The organism is Paenibacillus marchantiae (genome assembly GCF_028771845.1).
Lineage (GTDB): Bacteria > Bacillota > Bacilli > Paenibacillales > Paenibacillaceae > Paenibacillus > Paenibacillus marchantiae.
On sequence record NZ_CP118270.1, the window covers coordinates 5,538,371 to 5,551,969 of the forward strand.

General features: G+C 43.3%; 14 protein-coding genes. 5 read left to right on the forward strand and 9 right to left on the reverse strand.

Annotated features, from left to right (window positions below):
- Nucleotides 1–5 precede the first annotated feature (5 nt).
- Nucleotides 6–2,330 carry an ABC transporter permease gene (locus PTQ21_RS24865; RefSeq protein ID WP_274567489.1) on the reverse strand — a complete coding sequence of 775 codons (2,325 nt, stop codon included), beginning with the start codon at nucleotides 2,328–2,330 and terminating at the stop codon, nucleotides 6–8.
- A 339-nt stretch (nucleotides 2,331–2,669) separates the two neighbouring features.
- On the opposite strand from PTQ21_RS24865, the gene PTQ21_RS24870 reads away from it, so the two are divergent.
- Nucleotides 2,670–3,644: a serine hydrolase domain-containing protein gene (locus tag PTQ21_RS24870; RefSeq protein ID WP_274567490.1), complete on the forward strand. Its 975-nt coding sequence runs from the start codon at nucleotides 2,670–2,672 to the stop codon at nucleotides 3,642–3,644.
- Between the two features lie 117 nt (nucleotides 3,645–3,761).
- Here the strand turns inward: PTQ21_RS24870 and PTQ21_RS24875 are convergent, their stop codons facing one another.
- Together PTQ21_RS24875 and PTQ21_RS24880 are read right to left on the reverse strand one after the other, a co-directional pair.
- Nucleotides 3,762–4,493 (reverse strand): DUF1361 domain-containing protein, encoded by a 732-nt coding sequence (locus PTQ21_RS24875; RefSeq protein ID WP_063563137.1) that lies wholly within the window; start codon nucleotides 4,491–4,493, stop codon nucleotides 3,762–3,764.
- 34 nt (nucleotides 4,494–4,527) lie between these two features.
- On the reverse strand, nucleotides 4,528–5,061 hold the full coding sequence (locus tag PTQ21_RS24880) for a hypothetical protein (RefSeq protein ID WP_072733363.1): 534 nt from the start codon (nucleotides 5,059–5,061) through the stop codon (nucleotides 4,528–4,530).
- A gap of 131 nt (nucleotides 5,062–5,192) precedes the next feature.
- Between PTQ21_RS24880 and PTQ21_RS24885 the strand changes: the two genes are divergently transcribed.
- Nucleotides 5,193–5,837: a spore coat protein gene (locus PTQ21_RS24885; RefSeq protein WP_063563222.1), complete on the forward strand. Its 645-nt coding sequence runs from the start codon at nucleotides 5,193–5,195 to the stop codon at nucleotides 5,835–5,837.
- Nucleotides 5,838–6,053: 216 nt separating this feature from the next.
- The gene (locus PTQ21_RS24890) at nucleotides 6,054–7,010 is read left to right on the forward strand and encodes a hypothetical protein (protein WP_083584631.1); all 957 of its coding nucleotides are present in this window, start codon (nucleotides 6,054–6,056) and stop codon (nucleotides 7,008–7,010) included.
- A 146-nt stretch (nucleotides 7,011–7,156) separates the two neighbouring features.
- On the opposite strand, the gene PTQ21_RS24895 is transcribed toward PTQ21_RS24890, so the two are convergent.
- On the reverse strand, nucleotides 7,157–8,083 hold the full coding sequence (locus PTQ21_RS24895) for a sigma-70 family RNA polymerase sigma factor (RefSeq protein WP_072733364.1): 927 nt from the start codon (nucleotides 8,081–8,083) through the stop codon (nucleotides 7,157–7,159).
- Nucleotides 8,084–8,120: 37 nt separating this feature from the next.
- On the reverse strand, nucleotides 8,121–8,567 hold the full coding sequence (locus PTQ21_RS24900; RefSeq protein WP_072733365.1) for a carboxymuconolactone decarboxylase family protein: 447 nt from the start codon (nucleotides 8,565–8,567) through the stop codon (nucleotides 8,121–8,123).
- 357 nt (nucleotides 8,568–8,924) lie between these two features.
- On the opposite strand from PTQ21_RS24900, the gene PTQ21_RS24905 reads away from it, so the two are divergent.
- A complete protein-coding gene (locus tag PTQ21_RS24905) occupies nucleotides 8,925–9,971 on the forward strand; it encodes an aromatic ring-hydroxylating oxygenase subunit alpha (RefSeq protein ID WP_090951350.1) in 1,047 nt (348 codons plus the stop codon).
- A 124-nt stretch (nucleotides 9,972–10,095) separates the two neighbouring features.
- On the opposite strand, the gene PTQ21_RS24910 is transcribed toward PTQ21_RS24905, so the two are convergent.
- Together PTQ21_RS24910 and PTQ21_RS24915 are read right to left on the reverse strand one after the other, a co-directional pair.
- Complete coding sequence (locus PTQ21_RS24910; protein ID WP_063563142.1) at nucleotides 10,096–10,800, reverse strand: cupin domain-containing protein; 705 nt, start codon at nucleotides 10,798–10,800, stop codon at nucleotides 10,096–10,098.
- Nucleotides 10,801–10,950: 150 nt separating this feature from the next.
- Nucleotides 10,951–12,003, reverse strand: a complete 1,053-nt coding sequence (locus tag PTQ21_RS24915) for a leucine-rich repeat domain-containing protein (protein ID WP_090807311.1) — start codon at nucleotides 12,001–12,003, stop codon at nucleotides 10,951–10,953.
- A gap of 105 nt (nucleotides 12,004–12,108) precedes the next feature.
- Between PTQ21_RS24915 and PTQ21_RS24920 the strand changes: the two genes are divergently transcribed.
- A complete protein-coding gene (locus tag PTQ21_RS24920) occupies nucleotides 12,109–12,384 on the forward strand; it encodes a hypothetical protein (RefSeq protein WP_097115711.1) in 276 nt (91 codons plus the stop codon).
- A gap of 100 nt (nucleotides 12,385–12,484) precedes the next feature.
- Here the strand turns inward: PTQ21_RS24920 and PTQ21_RS24925 are convergent, their stop codons facing one another.
- Together PTQ21_RS24925 and PTQ21_RS24930 are read right to left on the reverse strand one after the other, a co-directional pair.
- Complete coding sequence (locus tag PTQ21_RS24925; RefSeq protein WP_274567491.1) at nucleotides 12,485–13,096, reverse strand: SMI1/KNR4 family protein; 612 nt, start codon at nucleotides 13,094–13,096, stop codon at nucleotides 12,485–12,487.
- Nucleotides 13,097–13,220: 124 nt separating this feature from the next.
- Entirely contained in the window at nucleotides 13,221–13,541 is a 321-nt protein-coding gene (locus PTQ21_RS24930) for a hypothetical protein (protein WP_338020296.1), read from the reverse strand.
- Nucleotides 13,542–13,599: the final 58 nt, after the last annotated feature.

The following is a 13,599-nucleotide window of genomic DNA, read 5'->3' on the forward strand; positions in this document are numbered from 1 at the left end:
TCCCCCTATTCGATAATCATTTTGGAAATGCTGGATTCTTTGATGGATTGAATACTGATTAGAGCGGTACAGATAATCGTTGCAGCCAGCAGGAGCGGACAAAGTAAGTACGCCTGTAGCGGGTCAATGACAAAAACGATATTGGACGCTCCGAAAGAAGCCATTATTGCACTGATCAACCACTCGCCTGCAGTATTCGATAGCACGGTTCCTACAAGGACGCCAACACCCAAGACAATAAGGGACATTGATACATATTTGAATTTAATTGTGGAGATGGCAAATCCCAAACTTCTGAAAATTGCGATATCACCGCTGTCCTTTGCGACAAGCATTTTCAGGAATAATGATGTGATCAGGATCGTAACCAATACTGCTATAACAAGCGCCAACACCGTAACCAGCTTAAGCTGATGAATCGTTCCTCCAAGTGTTTGATCTAAGTAGCCTTTTAAATCGGTCACCTTTGCAGGTGAGAACGCTTGCTCATATTCCGCAATTTTATCTGAAATCTTACTACCGTCATCTTTCAAATCCAAACTTACGACATACCAGAGCACACGATCCTTGTTATAGGGCAGCCGTGCTTTGGCAGTCTTTCCACCATTGGTCACATCCTGATATACACCACTGACGGTCATTGTTTTTTCCTGTCCATTTACGATCAGTACCAAGGAATCTCCTGTCTTCTTCTCCATGTCTTTACTGTTCGCATCAGACAAAGCAATTTCATTTTCATTTTTCGGTGCTGCGCCATTCACGTAAGACAAAGGAAAAACGTCAAAGTCACCTGTCTCTACGCTTAAATGATCATAGCTACCTTCACTGTTAAACACTTTGAATTGGCTTGTGACAAGGGGTGAGTATCGAAGTACGTTCTTATCCTTTTGAACATAATCAATTAATTCAGCGTAACGCTGTTCGATATCTTCAGAATGCCTCAGATCAATACGCATATCGCTTTGACCTACACCCATGTAAGAAATGAAGCTAGGAGCTTGTAACGTATGGAGGAAATTTATAGGTACGATCATAATAAATGAACTTATAATAAACACAAACAACAGCAAACGGAACATTTTAATTCGTTGGATGACTTCTTTTAAGCTCAGAAAAACCGGAACTGATAACCACCGATTTTGGGACAAATTTAGTCTGTTTTGACTTATTCTCGTCTCACCCATACTGCCCGAACGTAATGCCTCAACAGCTGAAATGTGATTAAAACGCCGAAGCACACGGTTGCAGAAAAATACAACGATGGCAAATATGAAGACAGCCGCAAACAATGTTATGCCGTAGTGCAACCATGTCTTGGGAGCTGCCCCCATGTAGAGCAACATATTGGACATGAACAAACGGTTAACCCATAGTGATGCTAGAAATCCTAGGATAGAGCCCAATCCTGCCATAACAACATATTTACTCAAGTAGAGTTTCTTAATATTATGCTCGGATATGCCGATAGCTTTCATGACGCTAATCTCTCGATAATCTTCTTCAATAGTTGCGAGCATAGTGAAACGAATGCAGAGTAAAGCGATCACAATCAAGATCAAACTGACCAGAATGACTATAGCTGCGACTACCCCATCCGTCAACGCATTCAACAACTGAAACAGATTGTAGTTCACAATAGGACCAGCGTTCGGCAAACTCGTATTTTGATAGGCTTGGGTAAAGTCGCTAATCATCTTGGAATCTCTAAGTCGAAATTCAATCAGATACTCCGACTCTCCCGTATTTTGTTTCAAGGTTTGGAATTCACTCTGACTGATGACAAAACGTTTGGAGTGAATGATCGATGGATTCATTTGAGCATCACGTACAAATTCCACAATCTTGTATGTTCTGCTGAAAGAACCGTCTTTAATATGAATACGGTCACCAATGCTCAATTTCTTCTGCTGCAAGTAGTAAACGGGAACCGCGATTTCTCCATCATTCACCTGCACAATCTCACTATCCAGATTCAGCAGAAAATCAAAATCCTGATTTTGTACAACAAAATCAAGATCCATGATACTGTTTTTCTCGGCCTCCGCTCCAAAAAACAAATGAGAACCGTCAATGTTAATCATTTCTACGATCTGGTGTTTATCTACCATTTCATTTGTCTGTGCCCATGTATTCACCTTCATTATATCCAGTTTACCTGCATGCATTTGCACAACATGAGGCGTCTTGGATTCTGTAAATAAATAGTGAATTGAATTGGTTAACTCCATAATCATTCGTGTACCTGAAGAAACAAGTAAAGCCGCTAGTAAAATAAAAACAAATAGAGCGATGTTGATTCCTTTTTTCCTAAAAAGATCATTTCTCAACATACGTAATAGCATGAATAACACTAGCTCCTTTGTATGGAACACTACTTTGGAATAATCAGGTACACTTTATGTAATTAATTTTTGCCGATATGTCCAACCCTACAGACCAAAGCTCATGTTCCTCTTTTCCTGTAAAATAACCCCATTTATTATGTGACCCGATTGTATCAATAAATATGAACAACTGAATCAGTCTGCGGTCCAGTTCTTACTAATCCCTGAGTCTGAGTGAGGTGGATGAATTGAGAACTTATTTATTCCTATGCTATGATAATGATTCAAACCTTTTTCTAATGAATACTCAATTTATGGGGTAAGTCCCAAATAAGAAAGGACACTATGAATCCTTCATCCATACCATCCATGTTGCATCAAATCATCCCGCCGCTGGATCTGCGCAGTTGCTTAGTCAGCGTACGTGGTGAAATCATTTACGAACACTACCGTAATCAAGAAGCAGCTACCCATATTGCAAAAATCAATTCCTGCACCAAAAGTGTGTTGTCCGCGCTCATCTGTATTGCTATGGATCAAGGGGTGCTGCCTGAGGCTGACACGCCGATCTCCACCTTTTTCCCACAGCTGGTATCAGACTCTGACCCCCGCAAACCTGAAATAACGTTAGAGCAGTTATTAACCATGACAGCCGGATTCAACTGGGACGAATTCGGAGGACAGAATTCATTTCCGCGTATGACGCGTACGGATTACTGGGTGAAGTTTGCGTTGGAGCAACACTTAAGTCATGTGCCAGGTACATATATGGAATACAATTCAGGGGTATCGCAGATATTGTCTGCCATCCTCATGCAAAGTACAGGTATGTCCGTAGCTGGGTTCGCGGAACGTTACTTATTTGGCCCGTTGGGGATTCAACAGTATGAATGGGAAAGTGACCCACAAGGTGTACATACCGGGGGGTTCGGTTTAAAAATGTTGCCGCAAGATTTACTAAAATTCGGACAACTGTTTTTGCAACAAGGCATGTGGAACGGGCAGTCGCTGATTTCGAGTGATCTTGTTAGCCGCTCTACAAAACCTGCCATTTCGGTTACTCCACCCAATCATGGTAGTTACGCTTGGCATTGGTGGGTAGATGCTTATACCAACGAAACTTCGGAAGCTAAGGTTGCGGAACAGCCCACTTCCATACTCCACTATTATTACGCCCGTGGATTTGGTGGTCAATTTGTATATATCGTCCCGTCCCTGGAACTCGTTGCCGTGCTCACCAATGACAAACGAAAGAAGGAAAAACCTCCACTGGATGTGTTCCCCAAGCGGATTGCTCCTGAACTGTTAAAATGCTTGTAGCTTTCTTCGTTTTCATTTAATGGGTAATAAATAACCCCCAACCGTTAGGGAGTTTTCCCGAATAGTTGAGGGTTATTTATTACGGCTTTATTAGAACTAGACATGCCAGGCTCTCGATTATCGCAAGCCTTGCAGTTCAGCCTCTGAACTTCCTACCTCCGTCTTTCTATCACGGTAAGATCTGGTATTAATTAGATAGTATAACGTTGCGTAGATCGTAAGAATAAACGTGCCAAAGAACATACAGAAAGCCAGCGATGGACGACTTACACTCTCATGCATAAGTTCAACCAGCGTCTCTCGATTGGTTAACGCATCCCAGCTGTTCAAGCGATATACACGTCCCAGCAGAACACCGTAACTCCCCAGTGCACAACCCGCTAGCACAAATATCCATGAAAACCATCGTCCCAGTTTGTGATGGATCACTTCCTGAAGCTGATACATCGAAAGAAATCCGAGCAATAAACCCGTCCAAACGAACATCAAAACCACAATTAAGTCATACCAGTACTTGTAGTCCAATCCATTGCCTCCGCCATAATAGCGGGAACTGCGTGCCGTCAGGTGGACAAGATCCGTTACAATGTAGGAAGAGTTCGGGAAGAACAATAGCCAGAGCAGTCCGCTTGCAACGACAAACCATGTTGCCCCTTTCCATTTAACATGGCTAAAGCCATAGGCCACATATGAAAACACAAAAGGAATCCAGCCCAAAAACAGATTCCAGATAAGGAAGCGAAAATAGCGCTGATCCAGCCAATCCGCAGCTGCGTAATACAAACCTAGAGTCACCACTGTGACCACACTAAGGAAAATAAATACTTTGATATAATTCAGTTTTCTCAATGATATTTACCTCACTTGATCCAATGAAATACATTCAGTTCCGAAAATAACGGATAATCTCTTCCTTGTTCTTTTCCACACGCAGATTCAGTCCACGTTTATCCTTTAACCCATATTGCTGTAGTTCATGTCCCGGATCAAGCACCAACGGTTTTGTTACTACATCCTCCAACAAGTTCATTGTCAGTTGATAGGCTTCACGCAGCTTATCCACCGGAATAATCGATTCATATCGCTTGATCAACTCAATCAGACGTTCCGCATACACTAGACGCACCATACTGTCCGCACTCGTCAGTTGTCTTGATGCGAATGCTGTGACTGCGGCAATAATCAGCGGATTTGCATGATATCTGGCAATCGACGTAAGCTCATCAACCGCGTCCCAGTTCATGATGGATAATTCAGAGGTTAACTGACCTATTCTTTCTTCCATCCATGTCTGCTCCAGCTCTTGCGGCACATCCCATTGTTTATATTCTGCATAAACACCACCACGATGCATCTGAACAGCGCTCCCATAATGTTTAACGAATAACGCTTTGGGAACACTCCAATCGGTTTCCATCCAACCACCACCATACCTGTCTCTATTTTCGCTTATAACCAGCACACATTACATAAATTTACTGTTGAAGACCATACTAGGATCATACCATTTCCCAAAGGAGAATCAAATTCACAATGAATCCAAATTCAATGCAGCCTCCAGACCGAATACAACCAGCTAACAACACAAATTCAGACTTCACACCCCACTTGAACCATGGCGGGCATGAAATGTTCGATATGCATGAAATTCTGTCAGGAGCCATCAACGTATTGGATCAATACATGATCTTCAGGACGTTTGTACAAGATACTGAACTTCTTCATATTCTTGATCGTCAATACAACTTCATGTTATCCCAATATAATCTGACTGCAGAATGTTTCTCAACCGGGCACAAGCCTCATCACGAGACTGCAACCTACATGATTCCGAACATCGTGCAACCTGTGTATGGCCTCAAGCCGTCCGCTCCGAAAAAGCCAAATCAATCCCTTTCGGATGTCAAAGATGCAGGCATCAGCGGTCATATGCTGGGATTAATCAAGTCTCACGCCTCTTTGCTGGCTATGTCTGCACCTGAAATTACGAATGGCGCCGTACGCCGGGTCATCGCTTCGCAGGTTCAACAGTTTATCGAGATGGCTTACGAAATTTTCACGTATCAAAATCAACATGCCTACTATCAAGTGCCTCAACTCAGTACAAATGATACCACACAGATGCTTCAGGCCTACGTTCCAGCAAACGGCACACCTCAGATGCCAATCAACAATAAACCACCTCTCCATTAATTTAAAATAAGCTTAATCAACAAAGAACAGTATCTTCAACCCACTCAAGGTTGAAAGATGCTGTTCTTTGTTATTTCCAGAATCAACTAATGTTTGCAGCATGTCTTGAATAACACATTTTATTTTAAAAGAATTCTCCCTTGATTCGATTACCAGAAACTGGTTTAATCAGAATGTGGTCACAATTACTCATTATGTAACATGGGAGGTTTTTGAATGCGATTGAATCCATCGATTAAACTTGGTTTTCTAGCCATTACATTAAGCTTTACGGCCATCTTTGCAACTCTGATAACATCCCAAACTACATTGGCTGCACCTGTCCCAGCTTCCAAAGCGGTATATCATCAATTTCAAATGTATTCAAAAAATGCAGTGAAATCCACGCCCAGCCTGGTTCAGGCACGTAAATATCTATTGAATCATATCGATGAAGTCGGACCTTGGCAGGCTACCTTGATGACCCTTCAACTGGAGAATTTGCAAAAGATCAGACTGGCTGACTTGGATCAAAAAATGTATACGGAACTGTTTCAAAGCGTTCTCTATGAAGCCCATTCCAACATAGGTTATGAACAAAGGCTTACATATAGCAGTCTGCTCAAAGTGATTAAAGATCCGTCCGTTCGCAAGCTCTTGCAGGAAGCTTCCGATCTGGGATTCAAACTGGAAACTAGTGAAGGTCTATACTATCCCATCCTCAATTATGAGATGTACAAAAAGTTTCAGCCCTACGTGAAACCTGACATTGTTGCTTACATTGATATTATGGCTGCGGAATCCAACCAGCCCACAACTTCCGATGCGGCCTTTATCATAACCTGGGATGAACTCATCCGGCGTACTCTAGAAAAGGAAGCTTTCCTGAACAACTTCCCAAGCTCTAATCGTACGTCAGCAGTTAAAAATTCACTGTACGTTGGTTACCTGTTTTATGGAAGTGATAACTCTCCCGCCTATGACTGGTACACGGAAGAAGAAATTCGTACTATCGATCCAGAAGTGAAAAAAGCATATGAAAAGGCTGTGGCAAATAGGGAGACTAACACGAAGAGTGTACTTCTGGATACAGTGGAGAAGATTTTGCATCTTCTCGATAAGAGTAACGACGAACTTACCCCAGAAATCAGAGAGATTACTGACCATGTTGAAAGCCTGTTTGCCAATAATTAATAAATAATAACCGGTCCAAAATGGATGTTGTTAGTTCACAATAAAATTAGCTACAATCTCAAAGCTAAAAAGAAGCGGCACTCCTCTTTACAGGATGTGCCGCTTTAACATGCCTTGAGCCCTTCTTATTCCATTCCAGAAAAGTATTATCTCGATACCGATGTAAGTTTGTCTGGATTCACAACGAGATAGAACCCCTCAATTCGCTCTCCAAGAGAGTCCAGTTCCAAACACAGAACTTCGGACAACTGTCCGTTTTCCAGTAACACAAGGTGCTGCTCTCCGTTGATAAATGTAGGCACCCACTCTCGTTTTCGCAATCGGGTAAGCACCCGGCGAGAGGTCAACAAGGCGAGTACACCCTTACGAACCCTCATCGTTCTCATGACCGTATGCACACGTCCACCGCCATCTGCCGTAAATACCGGTTGTTCAGCAAGCAGCTCCAGCATCTCGGAGACATCATAATTCAGAAAAGCCGTTGTAAAACGAGCCAGCAATTGCTCTTTTGCAGCATAATCTGCAGAACTCTGTTCCATCGGCGGAAGTCTATCGGGAAGCTTGCGTCTCGCCCGGCTAAAGATCTGACGGCAGTTGCTCTCTGATTTGCCCAGCCAATCCGCTATTTCCGTATATTCATACTGGAATGCCTCACGAAGTACAAAAACGGCGCGCTCCATTGGGGAAAGCTGTTCCAGCATAACCAGATAAGCGTAAGAGATCATCTCCTTCTGCTGCACGGTTTCTTCCGGGATGTTACCCATTTTACCGTCACTCATCGGCTCGGGAAGCCATTCTCCAACATAACTTTCCCTTTGATTGCGGGCAGAGTTTAGCAGATTCAGACTTCGGTTTACGATTAGTTTAGCAATATAGGACTTGGCATTACGGATATCATCAAGAGACTTGCTCTGAAGCTCTGCAAAACAATCCTGCACAATATCTTCAGCCTCCACAACACTGCCAAGCATGCGGTAAGCAATGGAAAAGGCATAGGCTTTGTAACGAATATACAATTCACCAACTTCCAGAGAAGACACTTCTGGCTCATTGGTGAGGGAATTGAATTTCATGAGAATGGCCTCCTCTGGCAGATGGTAGAATGTTTACTTAATTAAAGCAGCCTGGATACATCCCTGTTGTAATGGCAATCCGGTTCCAGCTATTAATCGTGTTGATCGCCATGATCAGATCCACCAGTTCGGCCTCACTGAAATGTTCTCTAACTTTTTCATACAATTCAAGTGGTACGCCTTGTTCCGAAATTAGTGTTACGGCTTCAGCCAGCTCCAGCATAACACGTTCTTTTTCTGTAAACAAAGGCACCTCGCGCCACACGCTCAGCAACAAAATGTGATCGGCATAATCTCCAAGCTTCAACAGATCTTTAGCATGCATATCAAGACAGAACGCACAACTATTGATTTGGGATACACGGATTTTCAGTAGCTCATATAACGGTTTGTCTTCAAACTGACCTGAAATGTGCTGCTCCAATGCCATCATTGCTTTGAAAGCACCCGGGTTAGCCACTCTATAATTCACTCTTAAACTCATTGCATTCGCCTCCGTATTTTGGTCTACAATCTTAAGACAAACCAAGGCTCACATTTGTGACATTTTTCTATAAAAAATTTCTTCAGCATACTCAGGCACAGAATATAGCTCGATTAACAATTAAGTAATTAATCTGCGTGGAGCATAACCGACATGAATATAGTTCACGTAAAGCGTTATGTATAAACAGGAGTTTCCGTATTTATGTTAGCTGTTTGATGTTTTGTTTGTGATTTTGAACAAATAATCATTATACATATTGATACACGAAACAAAAGAGTAGTAACATACGGCTAAAAAGTAAACTTTCCTGACATGAAAAAGAACGATTCATTATCCTAGCAAGGAGTGATTTCCATGATAACTTCCAATTCCAATCCTCAACTTACATCTGAACTGCCTCGCGGTTGCACGTTCTCCGCAGAAGACTGGCATGTATTATCTCAATATTGGTATCCCATTGCCCAGGCAAGCGAAGTGACAGATAAACCACTTGCCGCTCAATTGCTTGATGTCCGTTTGGTCCTGTATCGCAGCAACGACAAAGTTGTAGTTGCCAAGGATCTTTGTTTTCACCGTGGTGCTCCGCTCAGTAAAGGCTGGGTAGAAAATGGGGAAATTGTCTGCCCATATCATGGTTTCCGTTACAACTGTGAGGGTAAATGTACCGCTGTACCTGCACACCCCAGCTCCAAAATTTCTCCCAAATTGAAGCTTATCGTATATCCTGCAGTCGAACGTTATGGCCTGATTTGGACTTCACTCGCCGGTACCGACGAGCAGATTCCCGCATTCCCGGGATGGGATGATCCAGATTATATCAACATCTTGCCCCCGAACTTTGATATCGCAGGTTCTGCTGGACGTCAAATGGAAGGGTTTCTGGATGTATCCCATTTTGCATACGTGCATACCGAAACGTTCGGCGACCGGAACAACACCGAAGTGCCCCAATACAAAGTAAAACGCGAAGGCAATGAACTGCTTGCCGAATACTGGAGTTCTGTCAGCAACTATGGCAAAGGTCAGGATAATGTCGCACCCGAAGGTTTTCAGTGGCTGCGTGAATTCCGGGTATTTCCGCCATTTGCCGCATCACTTACGGTTCACTTCCCGGAGAACGACAAACTTAACATTCTTAACTGTGCCTCTCCCATCTCAGCACGTTTTACGCGGTTGTTCTGTCCGATTACCCGTAACTTTGACAAGGATGCTCCGATTGAAGATACAATTAAGTTTAACTTGCAAGTATTTGAGGAAGATCGGGAAATGGTGGAATCACAGAAGCCAGAGGATTTGCCACTGGATCTGCATGCAGAAGCGCATATTCCCGCAGACCGTACCTCTATCGCTTATCGTCAGTTATTGACAGAGCTTGGTTTGGGACGAAATTACACATCATAAATTGAAAACAAATGGACAAAAAAAGAAGCGTTTCTACGAACGCTTCTTTTTTGTATAATTGCTACACTTTCACTCGTGATAATGTACTGGGTTTTCCCCCATTTAAATGCCTTATATCGTTCACTTACCCTTGATTATTCGTGTTCACAGGAGGTTCTGTATAATACGGACAGCCTGGTTCGTGAATAATGCGGGGATCAACCCATGTTCCCCAATATGGAAGGCGATTCACATAAGGCTGCACGTTGGGATGGCTATTCGAGTTAGGCATGTTGGTGCTCGGGGAAACTTGAGTAACACAGTCCACTGGCGGACCAACAATTACCGTTTTTTGAATTGGAGCAAGCGTTTCCTTCACCTTGTTCTCATCCAAACAATACGTATGAGCCAGAACACTCGCAGGTGTCAGCCGTAAAATATCCGAGCCAAATATGGCTTCAGGAACCGGGGCATCGAAGATAGCCAGCAGATGAGTCTGATCTACCGTTGCAATTTCATAGTGCCACCAGCCTTGCGGAACATTCGCTACTTGACCCGGTGTGATCGTAAAATTCAACAACTCTTTGGTAAACGGGTTAATAAGGGAAACGACCGCTGAACCACTGATACAATACACCAGCTCGGATGCATTCTGATGAATATGAGGATCAACCACATTGCCCGTGCTAAGAAAAATGTCCAGCAAGGATACGTTACCCAATGTGTTTAATTGCTGAATGGAGAGAACATTAATATAGTTATTTCCGTCTTTTTGGAAGAAAGAATTCTGGTTCACGTCAGCTGTAAATTGGGTGGTAGGTGAGGTGAAGTCCATATAAGAGGTTGCCAAAATAAAACGCCTGCCCTTCGCTCTCGGTTTAGGTGATAACCTATAACGCCAGCTTATGCTCTGGGCTTCTATGCGTGAGCCCATTTCTGAGGTAGGCAACATTTAACCAAAAGAACCTTGACTCAGGAAGCCTGATCAGGTTTCTTTTGGTTATTGGTTTTTTTTCATATCCCAAACCTCTTGCCAACTGGTACCGAACGGAATATTCATCAAGTCCACATACTCCAACCAGTTCATTCGTGTAACGATATCTGGTGTCCCCTCAATTAATGAATTCGTAACCAGCAATGCCCTGAGGTTTTTAAGTTTCTCCAGTTCGGAAGGAAATTCTCGTATACCGGAATAAACAATCTCCAGATATTTGAGATTACTCAGTTCACCGATCTCGGGAGGAATACACTTCAATCCCAGCTCCGATTGTGGCTTGGGCCTCCATCCAGGTACAGAAGCAAAAGGGCTGCCACAATATATTCTCAGCTCTCGAAGTTCTTTCAGTTTCCCGATATCTCCAGGAAAACACTCCAGGTCCAATGTCATGATCTCCAATCTCTCCAAAGAAGTTAGTTCAAAAAGAGCTGGAGGAAGCGTGTACAGATCCTGCTCAAAAATCGTCAGCTGTTTCAACTGTTTCAATTCCCTAATCCTTTTAGGAATCTCGGTTAGGCCATGTGAACTGATATTTAGAATGTCGGTCTCATGCTTGATCGCATCATCCAGCAGACATTGAACGTCCTGATGCCGCTGCAAATCGAAGAATAATCCCGTGATCCGCTCCATTAACTCACTTGCTTCTTCTTGTGTAATCCGCATACCATATATGTTCTCATGAGCAACACTAAAAAAATAATCACTTCCATCCTCTTTCAAAAAACAAAGATCATCCGGCAATGATGGATACAACCAGTCATGAAAACGGTTTGCTTCTTCTTTAAGTATCTGCCCTGATTCCGATGTGCAGCGATATATGTAATAAATCCCCTCTGAATACATGGCACCACTTTGCATCATCATTTCTTCCATCGTACAGCTTTCAATAAAGTAAGGCTTCAGTTTCCGCAATACTCTTGAAACCCCTGGTACTTCGTCGACATCGTACCTTCGTCTGTCCACCAGCAAAAAACGATCTGTTTTCTCAATCAACTCATCAATTAACTGTTCATAAGCAGAGCCTCTTGGATCAGTATGAAACGACACAGCTACCAAATCATATCCCCCTTCACCATACCACGTTCTATTAACCCCTCTGTGTCACTCCATTGCATCGCAGCATAGGCTAATATCATCAATCAAACACTGGAGGCATGCATCATGGCATACGGACCTGGTTCAGTTCCTATCCCGCCAACTGCGGGTTATCCTTACCCTTATTATCCACCGCCACCCTATCCATACCCCTACCCTTATCCATATCCCTATCCACCCATCGTACCGTTTCCGCTGCCCTTTCCCATCGGACATATCGGAGGCCCAGGATGGCATGGCGGTTACCCGGGTGGTCCGCACGGTCCATTCCCTGGAGGCGGCTATCCGGGCGGACCACATGGCGGAGGACCTGGCGGAGGTTTCCACGGCCATCGTTTCTAATGGTAAAATAGCAATGCAGGAGCTGCTGTCGGCAGCTCCTGTCTTTGTTCAACTTTCTTTAAAATATCCAATGCCCTTCTGTTGAACAGATTCTACCTGCTCAATACTCAATCTCATCCATAATCTTCAGATTACGGTTGGACACTTCCAGCAAGTCTGTAAATGTCTCAGACACATAATAAACAAAGTCCGGATCATGCACATACATAATCACTTGCCCGTAGGTTCCTTTCTCTGTCGGATCAAAATCAAGCATCAAATACAGCGAGCCTCCCGCCATCGTTGCAAAAGGAATCCACTCTTTATGGAATAAGTAGGGCTTAATCTCCGGGTCTAGTTTGCTGATCTCTTCGTCAGAATAGTACTCGTCCAGTTTCTCATCTACTTCACAGAAATATTGTTTGGTTTCCCGAATTTCCTTCAATGACATCAGATAAAACGGATTACATTCCTCTGCTTCCGCATCACCCGGATACAAGATATGAAATGCATAACCACTGCCGTCTTTACGCTTATAGAAGGAACGGAAATCCTCCGGCAGCCGGACGCCATACTCCGTTTCAAATGCATTTAGACTTTCCTCAGAGACACCCTCCCGATGCTGGTATTCCTCGTATAACTGCCGAATTTCATCATCATGGATTTTTTCGTTCAGGAGCTCATTCAACGCATCAAACAAATCATTCCATTTTGCATTAGCCTCAGGTGTCATACACACCCCTCCCTTTTCAACTCTTTTCAACCCGTTCCCGCACATATTCCTGATATCCCCAGAACGCCTCTTCTTCCCCTCCGTCTTCGATCAGAACCATAACAGCGTAGGAAAACAGATCCAGTCAACGTTCCATCAACGCGACCTGTGCATCTGATATCAATTGATTACTACGCAACATTCCTTCAGGCTCGACGGCCCAAGCACGTCCAAGGTGGGTAATTCCCCATAGTGAAGCCATAATTTCACGATCCAGGGTAGATTGCTTTAGTTCAGGAGCCAAAACATGCAAAATTTCCATAAGTTCATGAAAATTTTCTTCATTCAGGTTACCGCGAAAGGGGCGCAAGCTACCAAGAAAACCGGTTTCCATTGTCGAATGATTCAGATCATCGCAGGCAAAGGCATGACATTTCAACAAAATCACTGCTTCTTCACGCTTCATTTAAACCTCCACTTTACCCAACCTTACTTTATCCAGTCTTGATCTTCAATCATTGGTG

What these genes read in the sequence shown, in the direction of transcription:
- PTQ21_RS24865 (WP_274567489.1), bottom strand. Translation starts at nt 2,330, where the DNA reads ATGTTGAGAAATGATCTTTTTAGGAAAAAAGGAATCAACATCGCTCTA.
- PTQ21_RS24870 (WP_274567490.1), top strand. Translation starts at nt 2,670, where the DNA reads ATGAATCCTTCATCCATACCATCCATGTTGCATCAAATCATCCCGCCG.
- PTQ21_RS24880 (WP_072733363.1), bottom strand. Translation starts at nt 5,061, where the DNA reads ATGGAAACCGATTGGAGTGTTCCCAAAGCGTTATTCGTTAAACATTAT.
- PTQ21_RS24885 (WP_063563222.1), top strand. Translation starts at nt 5,193, where the DNA reads ATGCAGCCTCCAGACCGAATACAACCAGCTAACAACACAAATTCAGAC.
- PTQ21_RS24890 (WP_083584631.1), top strand. Translation starts at nt 6,054, where the DNA reads ATGCGATTGAATCCATCGATTAAACTTGGTTTTCTAGCCATTACATTA.
- PTQ21_RS24895 (WP_072733364.1), bottom strand. Translation starts at nt 8,083, where the DNA reads ATGAAATTCAATTCCCTCACCAATGAGCCAGAAGTGTCTTCTCTGGAA.
- PTQ21_RS24900 (WP_072733365.1), bottom strand. Translation starts at nt 8,567, where the DNA reads ATGAGTTTAAGAGTGAATTATAGAGTGGCTAACCCGGGTGCTTTCAAA.
- PTQ21_RS24905 (WP_090951350.1), top strand. Translation starts at nt 8,925, where the DNA reads ATGATAACTTCCAATTCCAATCCTCAACTTACATCTGAACTGCCTCGC.
- PTQ21_RS24920 (WP_097115711.1), top strand. Translation starts at nt 12,109, where the DNA reads ATGGCATACGGACCTGGTTCAGTTCCTATCCCGCCAACTGCGGGTTAT.
- PTQ21_RS24925 (WP_274567491.1), bottom strand. Translation starts at nt 13,096, where the DNA reads ATGACACCTGAGGCTAATGCAAAATGGAATGATTTGTTTGATGCGTTG.
- PTQ21_RS24930 (WP_338020296.1), bottom strand. Translation starts at nt 13,541, where the DNA reads ATGAAGCGTGAAGAAGCAGTGATTTTGTTGAAATGTCATGCCTTTGCC.